The organism is Ruminococcus albus AD2013, assembly GCF_000526775.1.
In the GTDB taxonomy this organism is placed as follows: Bacteria; Bacillota; Clostridia; order Oscillospirales; family Ruminococcaceae; genus Hominimerdicola; species Hominimerdicola alba_A.
In genome coordinates this window covers 1,636,988-1,650,873 of the sequence record NZ_JAGS01000001.1, presented here as the reverse complement: position 1 = coordinate 1,650,873, position 13,886 = coordinate 1,636,988, and the positions used below count along the sequence as shown (strand labels likewise).

The following is a 13,886-nucleotide window of genomic DNA, read 5'->3' as shown; positions in this document are numbered from 1 at the left end:
TAATGGCTGAAAAGAACGGGGATATTCCCCGATTTACAGATAACGTTCTGGAATGGGCGCTGGTCATAGTGAATTCGGTAACGGCGGTACTTATCGCTACAACACTTTTCTTCAGCCGTGTGGGCGTTGAGGGAGAGTCAATGGAGAACACACTGTTCGACGGCGATAGACTGGTGATATCCTGGTTTATGTATCAGCCCGAAAACGGAGATATAGTTATCTGCGACAGCAAAGCGCTGGGCAAGCTTATCGTCAAGCGTGTGATAGCCGTGGGCGGACAGAAAGTCACGGTGGATTACAATGCAGGCACTGTAAGTGTTGACGGCGAAGTGCTTGATGAACCTTATACGAAGTATCACGCTCTTGACTATATGGGCGGGTATGATATGGCTTATTACGACCCCGAAAGGGACGTGTACGAATATGATGTGCCCGAGGGAGAAGTTTTTCTTCTGGGGGACAACCGGGATCATTCTTCGGACAGTCGATTATTCGGTGCGGTGCCGGAAGATGATATAATCGGAAAAGCAGTTTACAGATTCCGTTCAAGCGAAGCAAAGACGGGCTTTGTGAACTGAAAACGATACTTACAAATAACGAAAGGAGGCGGCTGATATGAGCGAAGCTGCCAAGGTGCAGTGGTTTCCGGGACATATGGCGAAAACAAGGCGTATAATGGCTTCAAACCTGAAGCTTGTTGACGCGGTGGTTGAGATAACCGATGCGAGGATACCTTTTTCAAGCCGCAATCCCGAGATAAAGAAGATATGCGGCAGCAAGCCCAGGCTTGTTCTGCTGAACAAGGCGGATTCTGCCGACCCGAATGTAACTTCAATGTGGATAGAGTACTACAAACAGCAGGGAGTAGCCGCACTCGCCACGGATTGCAGGAGCGGCAGGAACGTGAATAAATTCTATCCCATGCTGAAAGAACTGCTTTCTGACCAGATAGAAAAATGGGATACCCGCGGAATGACGGGACGCCCCATAAGAATGATGATAGTGGGAATACCAAATGTTGGTAAATCCTCATTCATAAACAGGATGGCCGGTGCAAAGCTGGCTAAGGTTGAAGACAGACCCGGCGTTACCCGAGGAAAACAGTGGGTAGCACTGGAGGACGGTTTTGAACTTCTGGATATGCCCGGTGTTCTCTGGCCGAAATTTGATGATAAGCTTGTGGGTGAAAGACTTGCATTCACAGGTGCTGTCAAGGACGTTATACTCGATGTTGAGTATCTGGCGTGCAGACTGCTGGAATATCTGGCGGAGGATTATCCCGAACTGCTTACCGAGAGATATGGGATATCTCTTGAAGACCTGCCCGAACCTATGGACGATATGCAGGGCTGTGTAAAGGGATATGAACTGCTGGAAAGAGTTGGTAGAAAGCGCGGCTTCCTTGTATCGGGCGGCGAGATAAATACCGAAAGGGCGGCTAATACCGTGCTTGACGAATTCCGCGGCGGCAAGCTTGGCAGACTTTCTCTTGAAAAGCCGAAAGGTCGATGATATGACGCTTAAAGAGTTTGACGATAGCTACCGCGATAAGTATGAGGTAGTCTGCGGCTGTGATGAAGCGGGCAGAGGACCTCTTGCGGGCGATGTTTTTGCGGCGGCAGTGGTATTCGATAAGGATACGGTCATCGAGGGCATAAACGACAGCAAAAAGCTGACCGCAAAAAAGCGCGAGAAGCTTTTTGATGAGATAATCGAAAAGGCGCTGGATTTTTCCATACAGTGCGCTACGGTGGCGGAGATAGAGGAGATAAATATCCTCAACTGCGCGATGCTGGCGATGAAGCGTTCGGTGGAAGCCATGAAGATAAAGCCGAATGTCTGCCTGATAGACGGCAATAAGACTCCCGACCTGGAATGTGATGCGATAGCTGTTGTAAAGGGCGATGCACAGTCACAGGCGATAGCGGCGGCTTCGATACTTGCTAAGGTCGCAAGGGACAGATATATGCTGCAAATGGCTGAAAAATACCCCGAATGGCAGTTTGAGAAGCACAAGGGCTACGGGACTAAGCTTCACTATCAGATGATAGATAAGTACGGGGAAAGTCCGATACACAGACCCAGCTTTCTGAAAAAGTATTATGCAAAAAAATCAGAACAGCCGTAGTATCGGGGATATCGGCGAGGACTATGTCTGCGGATATCTGAGAGAGAATGGCTATGAGATACTCGAACGCAACTTCACAGTAAGGGGCGGCGAGATAGATATTATAGCTTCACAAGGCAATAAGATAGCTTTCGTTGAGGTCAAGACCCGAAAAGTCGGGGCGCTGACCACAGGCGAATCAGCCATCACATATACGAAGAAGCAAAGGCTGATAAAGACAGCAAGGATATACCTTGCAAAGAAGAATATCAGAGCCTTCTGCCGATTCGATGTTGCAGTCGTGCATCACGACGGCGGTAATGTGGTATTTTTCAAGTACTACAAGTCCGCATTTGATGCAAGCAGTAAGTAAAGTAAAAAAATACCCGTATGGGGAATAAAATAGAAGGGTTGTTGTTTTATGTTTTACAGAAGTACAAGAAACAGCGGTGTAAATGTTACATCGGCACAGGCTATTGCACAGGGCATTTCAGAGGACGGCGGTCTGTTCGTTCCTTCCGAGATACCTTCCATATCCATGGAGGATATCAAAAAGCTGGGAGATATGACCTATGCAGAGAGAGCTTTCTTTGTTTTCTCAAAGTTCCTTACCGATTACACAGAGGCTGAGATACGCTACTGTGTTGAGGGCGCTTACAATACCAAGAACTTCGATACCGAGAATATCGCTGAACTGGCACACCTGTTCGACGGCACTTATATGCTTGAACTGTGGCACGGTCCTACCTGCGCATTCAAGGATATGGCTCTCCAGATACTGCCTTATCTTCTGACAACAGCAACCAAGAAGATAAACCTCGATAAGAAGGTGGTTATCCTCGTTGCTACTTCGGGCGACACAGGCAAGGCTGCGCTGGAAGGCTTCAAGGACGTTCCCGGCACCGAGATACTGGTATTCTATCCCGATAACGGCGTATCTGCTATGCAGAAGAAGCAGATGACCACTCAGGAGGGTCAGAACGTTGGTGTTTGCGCTATCAAGGGCAACTTCGACGATGCACAGAACGGCGTTAAGGCTATCTTCACAAACAAGGAGATCGGCGAAAAGCTGGCTGAGAACGGCATGATGTTCTCCTCTGCAAACTCCATCAACTGGGGCAGACTGGCACCTCAGATCATCTACTATGTATCCAGCTACGCACAGCTGCTGAAGGACGGCGAGATCAAGGAAGGCGACAAGATCAACATCGTTGTTCCAACAGGTAACTTCGGCAATATCCTTGCAGGCTACTATGCAAAGAAGATGGGTATCCCCGTAAACAAGCTGATCTGCGCTTCAAACTCCAACAACGTTCTGACAGATTTCATCAAGACAGGCGTTTATGACAGAAACAGACAGTTCTATGCAACTATCTCACCTTCTATGGATATACTGATCTCCTCCAACCTTGAAAGACTTCTCTATCACCTCTGCGGCGAAGATGATGCACAGATCAGAGAGTGGTTCGGCAAGCTGGCAAGCGAGGGCAGATATGAGGTAACTGACGCAGTTAAGGCAGTTCTCGCTGACGAGTTCTATGCTGGCTGCTGCGACGATGCAAAGACAAAGGCTACCATCAAGGAGTATTACGACAAGTATTCCTACACCTGCGATACTCATACCGCGGTTGCAGTTTCCGTTTATGAGGAATACGTAAAGGCAACAGGCGATAAGACCAAGACAGTTATCGCTTCCACCGCAAGCCCCTACAAGTTCTCGGGTTCTGTACTCAGCGCACTTGGCAAGGATACAGGCAGCGACGAGTTCACTCTCGTTGAAGAACTGGGCGAAGCTTCGGGTATGCCCGTACCTGCTTCTCTGGCATCTCTCAAGAACAAGGAGATCCGCTTCTCTGAAGTTATCGCTAAGGACGAGATGAAGGACTTCGTATTCAAGGCACTTAATGTAAAATAATATGTACCGCCCGAGGGCGGCACAGTTCAGTGGCAGCCATCGCAGGGTTTGAAAGTCTTGCAGATGGTCTCGTCACAGCAGTTCGGGTCGGAACAGGTGCTGCACACCTGTATGCTGTCTGCGGTGCATTCGCAGCCCTTGTGGTTGTGGACACAGTTTTCAACATCGCAGCTGATACCTCTGATCTTATCCATTTTGTATCACTCCTTTTCGTCTTGTGAGAATAGTTTTTGCAGTACGATGGCTGATATTACCGGAAATATATACCAATAGACTGGAGCGAGATATGAAGCTTTACACCATAGCCGATCTGCATCTTTCCTTTGGTGTCCATAAGCCGATGAATATTTTCGGCGGCTGGGACGACCATGTGCAGAGGCTTGAAAAGAACTGGCAGGATAAGATATGTCCCGATGATATAGTAGTTCTCCCCGGGGATCTTTCGTGGGGGATGAACTTTGAAGAGACCGAAAAGGATCTTGCTTTCCTTGACAGTCTCAACGGCACCAAGATAATATCCAAAGGCAACCACGATTACTGGTGGAACACCGTGTCGAAAATGCAGAGATTTTTTGATGAAAAGGGCTTCAAAAGCCTGAATATACTTCATCTGAACCACTATCAGTTCGGCAGTATCGGTATATGCGGCACACGCGGCTGGGTAAATGATAATTCGGAACCCGCAAGCGCAAAGGTAATAGCCCGCGAAGCCATAAGGCTGGAAATGTCGGTGAAATCTGCAATATCGGCAGGGCTGACACCCGTGGTGTTCCTGCACTATCCGCCTGTATTCGGGGAGAGCAGAAATTTCGAGATACTTGATGTACTGTATAAATACGGCGTGAAAAAGGTCTTTTACGGACATCTTCACGGCAAAGCCCACGGCTATGCCGTAAACGGTATGTATGACGGTATAGAGTACCGGCTGATATCAAGTGATTTTTTGCATTTTGACCCATTAGACATCACTGGAATTGTGCAAAGTGACAATTATTGAAAAAGTACTGGAAATACAGGTAAAAGTGTGCTATAATATTAAAGATATATTTTATTTTGGAGGAATTAGAAAATGAGTTTAAAAGCTACAAATAATGTTGGCACTAACAGCTACGAGCTGGAGATCGAGATACCCGCAAAGGATTTTGAAGATGCACTTCAGAAGGCATACATGAGAGCAAGAAAGAACATTGCTCTGCCTGGTTTCCGTAAGGGTAAGGCTCCCAGAAAGCTGATCGAGAAGACCTACGGTGAAGAGGTATTCTTCGAGGACGCTATCAATCTGCTGTACGCTCCCGTTGTTAACGGTGCTATCGATGAGTCAGGTCTTGACCTCGTTTGTCAGCCTACTATCGAAGTTACCGAGATCAACAAGGAGAACGGCGTTAAGCTGACAGCTAAGTGCACAACCAGACCCGAAGTTGAAGTTAAGGATTACAAGGGTATAGAGGTTGAGAAAACTGTCAATGCTGTAACTGACGAGGATGTTCAGAAGAAGCTTGACGAGCTGAGAGAGAAGAACGCAAGGATCGTTACTGTTGACGACAGAGCAGCAGAGAAGGGCGATACCGTTAAGATCGACTTCGAGGGCTTCAAGGACGGCGTTGCATTCGACGGCGGCAAGGCTGAGGACTTCGATCTTGAGCTGGGCAGCGGTCAGTTCATCCCCGGTTTTGAGGATCAGATCGTAGGTCACAGCACAGGCGAAGAGTTCGAGATCAACGTTACTTTCCCTGAGGAGTATCAGGTAAAGGATCTCGCAGGCGCTCCCGCAGTATTCAAGATCAACCTCAAGAGCATCTCCAAGAAGGAGCTGCCCGAGCTGGACGATGATATGGTAAAGGATTCCACAGATTTCGATACCGTTGACGAGTACAAGGCTGACGTTAAGACCAAGCTGGAAGAGGCTGCTGAGAAGGCTGCTGACGCTAAGGTCGAGGGCGATCTCTTTGACAAGGTAGTTGAGAACATGACTGCTGAGATCCCTGATGTTATGTATGACAACAGAGTAAACGAGATGGTAGCTGAGCTGGAGCAGAGAATGGCTCCTCAGGGCATCTCTCTGGATATGTATATGCAGTTCACAGGTCAGACTATCGACACCATCAAGAGAGGCTATGCTGAGCAGGCTGAGAAGCAGGTCAAGCTGAGACTGGCTCTTGAGAAGATCGCTGAGGTAGAGAATGTAGAAGTTACCGATGAGGATCTTGAGAACGAGTTCAAGAACCTGGCTGAGACTTACAGAATGGAAGTTGAGCAGGTAAAGAGCTACATACGCGCAGAAGATCTGAAGAAGGATCTGGCTGTCGGCAAGGCAGTTGATCTTATCAAGGAATCTGCTGTTATCAAGTAAGTAAAACATACATCGCCTGCACTAGTCGGGGTATCCCGACCTTTGCGGGCGAATACTTATATTTGTTTAGGAGGCATTACAATGGCACTTGTACCTTATGTAGTAGAACAGACCAGCAGGGGAGAGAGAAGTTTTGATATATTCTCCCGTTTGCTGAACGACAGGATAATCATGCTCTGCGAGGCCATAGACGATCATGTTGCCAGCCTCGTGATCTCACAGCTGCTTTATCTTGAAAGCCAGGATCCCGAGAAGGATATCGATCTGTATATCAACAGCCCCGGAGGTTCCGTAACCGCAGGTATGGCTATATATGATACCATACAGTATATCAGATGCGATGTAAATACCATCTGTATCGGTATGGCAGCATCTATGGGTGCGTTCCTGCTTTCAAGCGGTACAAAGGGCAAGAGATTCTCACTGCCCAACAGTGAGATCATGATACACCAGCCTCTTATCGGCGGAAACGGTATTTCGGGACAGTGCACCGATGTTAAGATACACTCCGATCATCTGGTCGCTACAAGAGAAAAGCTCAACAGGATACTTGCTGAAAACTCAGGCAAGAGCATAGAACAGGTAGCAGTGGATACCGAGCGCGATAATTATCTCACAGCTCAGGAAGCACTGGAATACGGACTGATCGACAAAGTTATCACTAAAAGGTAGGTTAGATCTTAATGGCTAATGATACTATGAAAAAATGTCTTTTCTGTGGTAAGCCCGAAAACAAGGTAAGGAATATGTTCTCTGCAGGTAATAACCATATCTGCGATGAATGTGTCCTCTTCTGCTATGATATCCTTGAAGAGCAGGGCAGCGTTAGCCCCAGGGCTAAGGTCACTGAAAAGAAAAAGAACAAGACAGCTGATAACGGCGGTATCACTCTTAAAAAGCCTGCCGAGATAAAGGCTGTACTTGATGAATACGTTATCGGTCAGGACGACGCTAAGATCGCGCTGTCCGTGGCTGTGTACAATCACTACAAGCGTATACTGACCCTTGAAGACGATAGCGACGACGTTGAGATACAGAAGAGCAATGTTCTGCTGCTGGGACCCACGGGTACAGGCAAGACACTTCTTGCACAGACACTTGCCAGACTTCTGAATGTTCCTTTTGCTATCGCTGATGCTACCACACTTACCGAAGCAGGTTACGTGGGCGATGATGTTGAGAACGTGCTGACACGTCTGATACAGGCTGCCAACTACAATGTTGAGGAAGCTTCCCACGGTATCATCTATATCGATGAGATAGATAAGATCGCCAGAAAGTCCGAGAACACCTCTATTACAAGAGATGTCAGCGGTGAAGGCGTTCAGCAGGCTCTGCTGAAGATAGTTGAGGGCACAGTATCCAACGTTCCTCCCCAGGGCGGAAGAAAGCATCCTCATCAGGAGTTTATCCAGATAGATACCAAGAATATCCTGTTCATCTGCGGCGGCGCATTTGACGGACTTGAAGCCGTTATCAAGAAGCGTACAGATTCTTCATCTATGGGCTTCGGCGGCAAGGTAAAGGATAAGAGCTCCGATTATAATATACTCAAAAAGGTCGTTCCTCACGATCTGGTAAAATTCGGCATTGTGCCCGAGCTTGTTGGTCGTCTGCCTGTTATCACAGTACTTGACGAGCTTGATGAGCCTGCACTTTGCAGGATACTCACCGAGCCTAAGAACTCGCTTATCAAGCAGTACACCAAGCTCTTTGAGTTTGATAATATCGACTTCGAGGTTACACCAGAAGCACTCACCGAGATCGCTAAGGTTACTATCGAGCAGAAAACAGGCGCAAGAGGTTTGCGAGCAGTTGTTGAGAGCATTCTCACAAAGCTCATGTTCGATGCTCCCTCCGACTCCAGCATCACAGGTATCAAAATTACTGCTGAGTGCGTAAGAGGCGAGGCAGAACCCGAGATCACCAGAGGTCAGGAAAAAGACGTGGTTTGATATTTTGAGCAAATAAATGATCCCGAAAGCAGTTGACGCTTTCGGGATTTTTAGTTAATTGAAATTTCTGTTCCCCTGAATTTCGGCAAGTTTATCGAAGAATCTTGTCATAGCTACTGTCTGATCGGTTATCTGTGAGCGGTCGATCTCCATTTCAAAGGATATGCCGTTTTTGAAACCGCATTCGCTGTTCTTGAACTTTCCTCTAACAGTGCATCTGCCCGATTCATCGAAGGTGAAAACAAGTTCACTTCGGCAGATATCGCCGTAGTTCCTAAGCACGGCTTTGGCATTCCTGCCGAAATGTATATCCCACGCGGTGTCGAGGTCGTAGTTAAAATAATATAGATTCCCGATGGTGAGGTCGATGTCAAAACAGCAGTTCATACCTCTGCATTTGTATTCGGCTTTGAAGATTCCCGAAAGACCGTTGTTTTGTATCGAATGTTCGGTCTGTCCCTCGTCAAACCTGTCAAAGAAAAGCTTGAAACTTTCGTCGCTGTCACCTATATCTATCATCGTGCATGGAAGTTTGATAATATCAATATTCATTGTGCTGACCGCCTCCTTATTTAGTGTTTGTTCTGACAAGAAAGCGCCGCAGTACCAGACCACGGCGCATTATCCTATAATATTGCAGACCTCTGTTTAATCCTCATCGTCATTGTTTCTGTTGCAGATAGCCCTGATTACGCGGAGATAATCGTCGGTCTTTCTTACCGAGTAAGTAAGATGACCCTCACCCCTCAGCGTCTTGAAGTTCGCAGAAGGATAAGCCTCAATCAGGTGCTTGAAACACGATTTGAAGTTCTTCTCATCCGAAGCATAAACAAAGAAGATGTTCTCCTGCATCTCATCGGGCAGGTAAGGGAAGTTGAAAGTATATCTTGCCTCAGTCTCGTTCTTGATACTGCCGTCAGTAATAACAGGGGCAGTCTTTACCATTGATTCGATAACAGGGCGCATAGTTGCGGTGTCGTCCTTAGTGAACTGGTCAACCGATTTCCAGTTGACAACTTCATCTACGCTCTGATTTTTCATCTTATTCATCATGGACTTGTGCTTGAAGTTCATGATAGCCTTGTAAAGCTTGGGCTGTTTCAGGAAAGTACCGCCGTCAAAGAAAGCGGATTCGATGGTGATGTGCTGTTTGAGACACTGTGCTATCAGTACCATACCTATCTCAGCACCCATAGCCTGTCCGTAGATCAGGCACAGATGACCGATACCGTTTTCTTTGAGAAATCCGACAATCTCCTTAGCCTCCTGCTGGCTTGTGGTGAAATCACTGCTGCCCTCGTAGTGACCGTTGTATTCGGGTACGATTATATAATAATCGTTCGTCAGTTCTTCATAAAGATATGACAAAGAATCCGCAGAACAGAAAGAACTTGTTAGCATGATTATTATAGGATTACTTCTGTTGCCATAGGTATTAAAACGCATATTCATTCTCCTCCATCAATAGTATAATTTTTTAGCTTATTTATATGTTATAAAATTGAAGAAATAATCAAACTATATGTTGTATATATTATACCATAAAAACACAGATTAGTCAATCACCGGGATAACTTTTTATAAATTTTTGGGCATATTTTTTTGGCACGGAAAGTACTGTTCTTGTGAGAACAAATAGGCAGAAAAACGCGTATTATCGCTTTTTATGATAAAAACACCATTTTTATTTCGTGAAATGAATTTGTAATTATTCTAATTAATTACAATAAAATTTTCAAAAATCTATTTAAGAATTTGTGATGATATGTTATAATATATATGGGATATTATATTTTAATTCTGTCCGAAAAGGAGAGTACCCTATGAAATTTCTGGAAAAGAGGTATATCGGACTATATCTGTTCAGTATAATGATAATAGTGTTGATACTTGCTTTTTCTATCGATAAAGATGTTCCTGTGGGTAAAGACTTTAATGTAAAAAAAGTTGACGCTGATTGGACATATGAGCGTGCAAAACATGAAGATGAAGATGGAAATAGTACTCTTCGTCTTGTTATGCGGCATCCTGTCAGCGAGGATATAAATGGTAAGGTCTTGTCTTTCAAGACTTATGATTCCTATGTTGACGCTTATCTCAGCAATGAGCCGGGCGGTACATCGGTAATGAATGTATACCATTTTGGTGAAAAACCTATCTTCGGAGATTCTCCGGGAACATATACCCACTTTATACACCTGCCGCCTGACAGCGGCGGAAAATACCTGAACATCGTCGTTGATACTGTTTATAACCATAAATATATGCCAAGTTATCAGGTGTATTCAGCCGAAGAGAACGAGCTGGTGTATTTCTACCTTAAAAAGGAATTTAAGCTGTCACTGATGAATATCATAATGGTGGCTTTCGGCATACTGCTGATGGTCATACACTTTGTGGGTTCATTCAAAAAGATAGACACCCCCGAGACTTTCTCACTGGGTTCGCTGTCGCTGCTTTTTGCGGTATATCTGACGTGTCCGCTGTTTTTCCACCAGTTTATTTGCTGTAACCCCGTGGCGCAGTACTACATGATATATTTCTCGCTGTATATGCTGCCGCTGGCTGCTATGCTGTACTTTGAGGATATAGTTCCGACCCTGAATATGAAATGGATGTTCTACGGCTTTGTAGCACTGGAGTTAGGTCTGTCCGCATTACATTTTATTGGGATAGCTTCCTATACCAGGACGGTTGTAGTATTTACAGCAGCAGTCGGTTTTTTTTGCAATAGTATCAAGCTTCCTGATAATACAGCGTTTCAGGCTGATAGACATTGAATACAGGATAGGTTTGATGTGCCTGCTGGGCTTTGCATTTGCAAATGTTGTTTTCTATATGTTCATATCCACCACCGGAGACCAGTCTTTCCTTATCAGGATAGGTTTCATCATCTATCTTGCATTTGAGATAGTCAACGGTCTGCGAAAGATAATGAACGAAGTTAACCGCGAGCGCGAAACTCAGCTGCTGCATAATCTTGCTTACACCGACCAGCTTACAGGTCTTGGCAACAGGTACGCACTTGAAAGAGATGCCGAAGCTATACCGCTGGAGAATATCAGCGTTATGTCTATGGATCTCAACCTGCTGAAGACCACCAACGACAGCTTTGGCCATTTCGGCGGAGATATGCTGCTGGTATCGGCGGCAAAGTGTATGCTGTCTGTTTTCGATAAGGTTTACAGAGTCGGCGGTGATGAATTTATCGCCCTGCTCAGTGATAAGAGCGAAGATGAACTCAAAGAGCTTCACGCAACTCTCCACGATATGATGGATAGGATGAATATCGACCGAAGCGAGTACGGCGAGTTCGCATACGAAAAAGAGTTCCTGCTCAGTATAGCAGTAGGCTACGCTTCATTTGCCGAGGGTGATGAGAATTTTGAGCGTATACTGTCCCGTGCAGATAAAGCAATGTACAATGAAAAAAAGCGCATGCACAGCAGTAAGTAATTTATGATCACATAATTTGAGGGGGTGTTGCAATCGCAGCACCCTCTAACCATATCCGAACATCAGAGTAAAAAAACATATTTATTGGTGAAATAAGCTGTTTCAGTGCGCACACCCCCAAGCCCTCTTCAAAAAAGAGGACTCGGGGGTGTTATGTTCTGCTGGTTTTTATGCCGTTTTCAGTTCAAAAAGAGAAATTCCAAGTCGGTTTTCTGAGATCTTAGCAAAAAGCTTCTTTATGTTGTATGCAAGTCCCAGCAAAAGGAACTCAGTTCTGATGTTATTTTTGCCCCTGCACAGGAATCTTCTGAAGCCATGATCCTGTTTCAGCACTCCGAATACGCCTTCAGCCTGTATGCTTCGGTTCATTCTGAGCTGTTTTCCGAATTCGGTCGTTATATTTTCCAGGCTTTCTGTTCTCAGTTCTTTGAACTTATGCGATATAGACAGCGTCTTGTTTCCTTTTGCTTTTGTACAGTTCTGTTTGTAGGGACAACCTTCGCAGCTTTCACATCTGTACATAGCTTTTTCGGAAACGAATCCCGTCTTGCTTTTTTCGTGTTTAGTCCCTACTCTCCAAAGTATCCTGCCGGCTTTGCATACGAAAATATCGCCCATTTCGTGGTATTCCATATTCTCGGGTCTGCCGTATTTTGTACGATAATTCCGCTTTTTGCTCTGCTCATAATTTACGGGTTTTATGTATGAGGTCATGTTATGTGATCTGAGATAAAGATAGTTCTCCTCGCTCTCATAACCCGCATCACAGATAATGTTTTTCAATACAAACAACTCAAGACTGTTAAGCTTTTCAAGAAACGGGATCAGCGTATTTACATCGCTTCGTTCGCTTGAAACGTCTATACCTACAATATACTCACCTTCCACCGCTGCCTGTATGTTGTATCCGGGTTTCAGCTGACCGTTTCTCATATGGTCTTCCTTCATGTGCATGAATGTTGCATCGGTATCTGTCTTTGAAAAGCTGTTTCTTCCGTCAAAAAGGCTGTTATATTGTTCGTACTGCTGTATTTTCTGCTGATATCCCTCAAGCTTTTCAAGTGCTTTCTGATATACTGATTTATGATGTCCTTTTCCGTAAACTCGTTCAATACCGAATTTTATTATAAGAGATGACAAGGTCGAGATCATATCCGATACTCCTGTATTTTCGGGGAATCTCACACCATAAGCATAATTTATCTCATCAAGTATCTCAGGCAGTTTGGTACGAAGTTTCAGCTCGTTTTTTGAGACCGCCTTTTTCCAGACGAATGTATATCTGTTTGCATTAGCTTCGATCTTGGTGCCATCAATGAACAGGTTCTCACCGCTTATCTCTTTCATATTCAAAAGATACTTTACAACAGCGTAAAACACACGCTCGATCTGTTCTCCCATTTTCTGTCGAAATCTTGAGATAGTGCTGTGATCCGGAGCTCCAAAGCCATCGAGAAGCCACATGAAATGGATATCCCTTTTGCAGAGCTGTTCAATCTTACGGCTTGAAAAAGAGTCGTTCATGTAGCCGTAGATGAGTATCTTCATCATGATATCCTCGGGTATGGCGCCATTCCACTTGCTTACTATCGTGTATTCTTCTTTTTGATAGATCTCATCTATAACATTGCTCAATACTCTGACAGGTGAGCTTTCTTCGATGTAGATCTCATAATTCATGTTAAGACGCACTTGACAATTTCTCATTTTTGTGGTACAATCCTTTCGTTGGTTTGATGTTATATTTGCAATTACATTATACCACAAAATGAGACGCCTGGCACTACCTTTTTGGTGTGTCAGGCGTCTTTTTCTTTGTTGGGGCTGCAACAGCCCCTCGATTTTTTATATACTGACCTGATATACATTCTGTTACAGAGAATTAAGCTTCTTCTGCAGTTCGATCATGTGATTTCTGCAAGCGGTGATCTCACCTGTATACTTGTTGAACCACTCAACGTCGTTCTCATCGGGTTCTTCCTGCAAAAGCACTGCCTGTACAAGTGCCGACTGAGATCTTGAACGCTTGCGCTCTATTTCCTCGATAGTCTGTCGGCATATCTTGATCTCACGTTTGAGTTTTCTCTTTTCGTTCATATTTGA

16 protein-coding genes are annotated in these 13,886 nt (G+C 45.1%); 11 read left to right on the top strand and 5 right to left on the bottom strand.

What is annotated here, in order from left to right; translation table 11 throughout:
* Positions 1-2: 2 nt before the first annotated feature.
* Genes lepB through thrC form a run of 5 tightly spaced genes read left to right on the top strand, consistent with a single transcriptional unit; the run spans position 3 to position 4,022 of the window.
* The gene (lepB, locus tag N773_RS0107255; protein WP_024857165.1) at positions 3-578 is read left to right on the top strand and encodes a signal peptidase I; all 576 of its coding nucleotides are present in this window, start codon (positions 3-5) and stop codon (positions 576-578) included.
* A 37-nt stretch (positions 579-615) separates the two neighbouring features.
* Positions 616-1,512, top strand: a complete 897-nt coding sequence (gene ylqF, locus N773_RS0107250; RefSeq protein WP_024857164.1) for a ribosome biogenesis GTPase YlqF — start codon at positions 616-618, stop codon at positions 1,510-1,512.
* A 1-nt stretch (position 1,513) separates the two neighbouring features.
* On the top strand, positions 1,514-2,128 hold the full coding sequence (locus N773_RS0107245; protein WP_024857163.1) for a ribonuclease HII: 615 nt from the start codon (positions 1,514-1,516) through the stop codon (positions 2,126-2,128).
* Positions 2,103-2,480, top strand: coding sequence for a YraN family protein (locus N773_RS0107240; RefSeq protein ID WP_024857162.1), 378 nt, complete (start codon positions 2,103-2,105; stop codon positions 2,478-2,480). The genes N773_RS0107245 and N773_RS0107240 overlap by 26 nt, the downstream gene beginning before the upstream one ends.
* Before the next feature lie 48 nt (positions 2,481-2,528).
* Positions 2,529-4,022, top strand: coding sequence for a threonine synthase (gene thrC / locus N773_RS0107235; protein ID WP_024857161.1), 1,494 nt, complete (start codon positions 2,529-2,531; stop codon positions 4,020-4,022).
* Positions 4,023-4,048: 26 nt separating this feature from the next.
* Here thrC and N773_RS21805 read toward each other — a convergent pair whose 3' ends face one another.
* Positions 4,049-4,216, bottom strand: coding sequence for a DUF1540 domain-containing protein (locus tag N773_RS21805; protein WP_080678320.1), 168 nt, complete (start codon positions 4,214-4,216; stop codon positions 4,049-4,051).
* Positions 4,217-4,308: 92 nt separating this feature from the next.
* Between N773_RS21805 and N773_RS0107225 the strand changes: the two genes are divergently transcribed.
* From N773_RS0107225 to clpX, 4 genes are all read left to right on the top strand, one after another.
* Complete coding sequence (locus N773_RS0107225) at positions 4,309-5,019, top strand: metallophosphoesterase (protein WP_024857160.1); 711 nt, start codon at positions 4,309-4,311, stop codon at positions 5,017-5,019.
* 72 nt (positions 5,020-5,091) lie between these two features.
* Positions 5,092-6,372, top strand: a complete 1,281-nt coding sequence (tig, locus tag N773_RS0107220) for a trigger factor (protein WP_024857159.1) — start codon at positions 5,092-5,094, stop codon at positions 6,370-6,372.
* Between the two features lie 81 nt (positions 6,373-6,453).
* The gene (gene clpP, locus N773_RS0107215; RefSeq protein ID WP_024857158.1) at positions 6,454-7,044 is read left to right on the top strand and encodes an ATP-dependent Clp endopeptidase proteolytic subunit ClpP; all 591 of its coding nucleotides are present in this window, start codon (positions 6,454-6,456) and stop codon (positions 7,042-7,044) included.
* Between the two features lie 11 nt (positions 7,045-7,055).
* The gene (clpX, locus tag N773_RS0107210) at positions 7,056-8,327 is read left to right on the top strand and encodes an ATP-dependent Clp protease ATP-binding subunit ClpX (protein WP_024857157.1); all 1,272 of its coding nucleotides are present in this window, start codon (positions 7,056-7,058) and stop codon (positions 8,325-8,327) included.
* Between the two features lie 54 nt (positions 8,328-8,381).
* Here clpX and N773_RS0107205 read toward each other — a convergent pair whose 3' ends face one another.
* Complete coding sequence (locus N773_RS0107205) at positions 8,382-8,879, bottom strand: hypothetical protein (protein WP_024857156.1); 498 nt, start codon at positions 8,877-8,879, stop codon at positions 8,382-8,384.
* Positions 8,880-8,975: 96 nt separating this feature from the next.
* Positions 8,976-9,773, bottom strand: a complete 798-nt coding sequence (locus N773_RS0107200; protein ID WP_024857155.1) for a hypothetical protein — start codon at positions 9,771-9,773, stop codon at positions 8,976-8,978.
* A 377-nt stretch (positions 9,774-10,150) separates the two neighbouring features.
* On the opposite strand from N773_RS0107200, the gene N773_RS0107195 reads away from it, so the two are divergent.
* Positions 10,151-11,107 (top strand): hypothetical protein, encoded by a 957-nt coding sequence (locus tag N773_RS0107195; protein WP_024857154.1) that lies wholly within the window; start codon positions 10,151-10,153, stop codon positions 11,105-11,107.
* 16 nt (positions 11,108-11,123) lie between these two features.
* The gene (locus tag N773_RS0107190; protein WP_024857153.1) at positions 11,124-11,783 is read left to right on the top strand and encodes a GGDEF domain-containing protein; all 660 of its coding nucleotides are present in this window, start codon (positions 11,124-11,126) and stop codon (positions 11,781-11,783) included.
* A gap of 168 nt (positions 11,784-11,951) precedes the next feature.
* Here the strand turns inward: N773_RS0107190 and N773_RS0107185 are convergent, their stop codons facing one another.
* Together N773_RS0107185 and N773_RS0107180 are read right to left on the bottom strand one after the other, a co-directional pair.
* Complete coding sequence (locus N773_RS0107185) at positions 11,952-13,490, bottom strand: IS1182 family transposase (protein ID WP_043537833.1); 1,539 nt, start codon at positions 13,488-13,490, stop codon at positions 11,952-11,954.
* Positions 13,491-13,655: 165 nt separating this feature from the next.
* Positions 13,656-13,880, bottom strand: a complete 225-nt coding sequence (locus tag N773_RS0107180; protein WP_002851980.1) for a hypothetical protein — start codon at positions 13,878-13,880, stop codon at positions 13,656-13,658.
* Positions 13,881-13,886 lie beyond the last annotated feature (6 nt).

Coding starts and splice junctions, on each gene's coding strand:
- N773_RS0107225 (WP_024857160.1), top strand. CDS start 4,309: ATGAAGCTTTACACCATAGCCGATCTGCATCTTTCCTTTGGTGTCCAT.
- ylqF (WP_024857164.1), top strand. CDS start 616: ATGAGCGAAGCTGCCAAGGTGCAGTGGTTTCCGGGACATATGGCGAAA.
- N773_RS0107205 (WP_024857156.1), bottom strand. CDS start 8,879: ATGAATATTGATATTATCAAACTTCCATGCACGATGATAGATATAGGT.
- lepB (WP_024857165.1), top strand. CDS start 3: ATGGCTGAAAAGAACGGGGATATTCCCCGATTTACAGATAACGTTCTG.
- N773_RS0107245 (WP_024857163.1), top strand. CDS start 1,514: ATGACGCTTAAAGAGTTTGACGATAGCTACCGCGATAAGTATGAGGTA.
- thrC (WP_024857161.1), top strand. CDS start 2,529: ATGTTTTACAGAAGTACAAGAAACAGCGGTGTAAATGTTACATCGGCA.
- clpP (WP_024857158.1), top strand. CDS start 6,454: ATGGCACTTGTACCTTATGTAGTAGAACAGACCAGCAGGGGAGAGAGA.
- tig (WP_024857159.1), top strand. CDS start 5,092: ATGAGTTTAAAAGCTACAAATAATGTTGGCACTAACAGCTACGAGCTG.
- N773_RS0107185 (WP_043537833.1), bottom strand. CDS start 13,490: ATGAGAAATTGTCAAGTGCGTCTTAACATGAATTATGAGATCTACATC.
- N773_RS0107180 (WP_002851980.1), bottom strand. CDS start 13,880: ATGAACGAAAAGAGAAAACTCAAACGTGAGATCAAGATATGCCGACAG.
- N773_RS21805 (WP_080678320.1), bottom strand. CDS start 4,216: ATGGATAAGATCAGAGGTATCAGCTGCGATGTTGAAAACTGTGTCCAC.
- N773_RS0107200 (WP_024857155.1), bottom strand. CDS start 9,773: ATGCGTTTTAATACCTATGGCAACAGAAGTAATCCTATAATAATCATG.
- clpX (WP_024857157.1), top strand. CDS start 7,056: ATGGCTAATGATACTATGAAAAAATGTCTTTTCTGTGGTAAGCCCGAA.
- N773_RS0107240 (WP_024857162.1), top strand. CDS start 2,103: ATGCAAAAAAATCAGAACAGCCGTAGTATCGGGGATATCGGCGAGGAC.
- N773_RS0107195 (WP_024857154.1), top strand. CDS start 10,151: ATGAAATTTCTGGAAAAGAGGTATATCGGACTATATCTGTTCAGTATA.
- N773_RS0107190 (WP_024857153.1), top strand. CDS start 11,124: ATGTGCCTGCTGGGCTTTGCATTTGCAAATGTTGTTTTCTATATGTTC.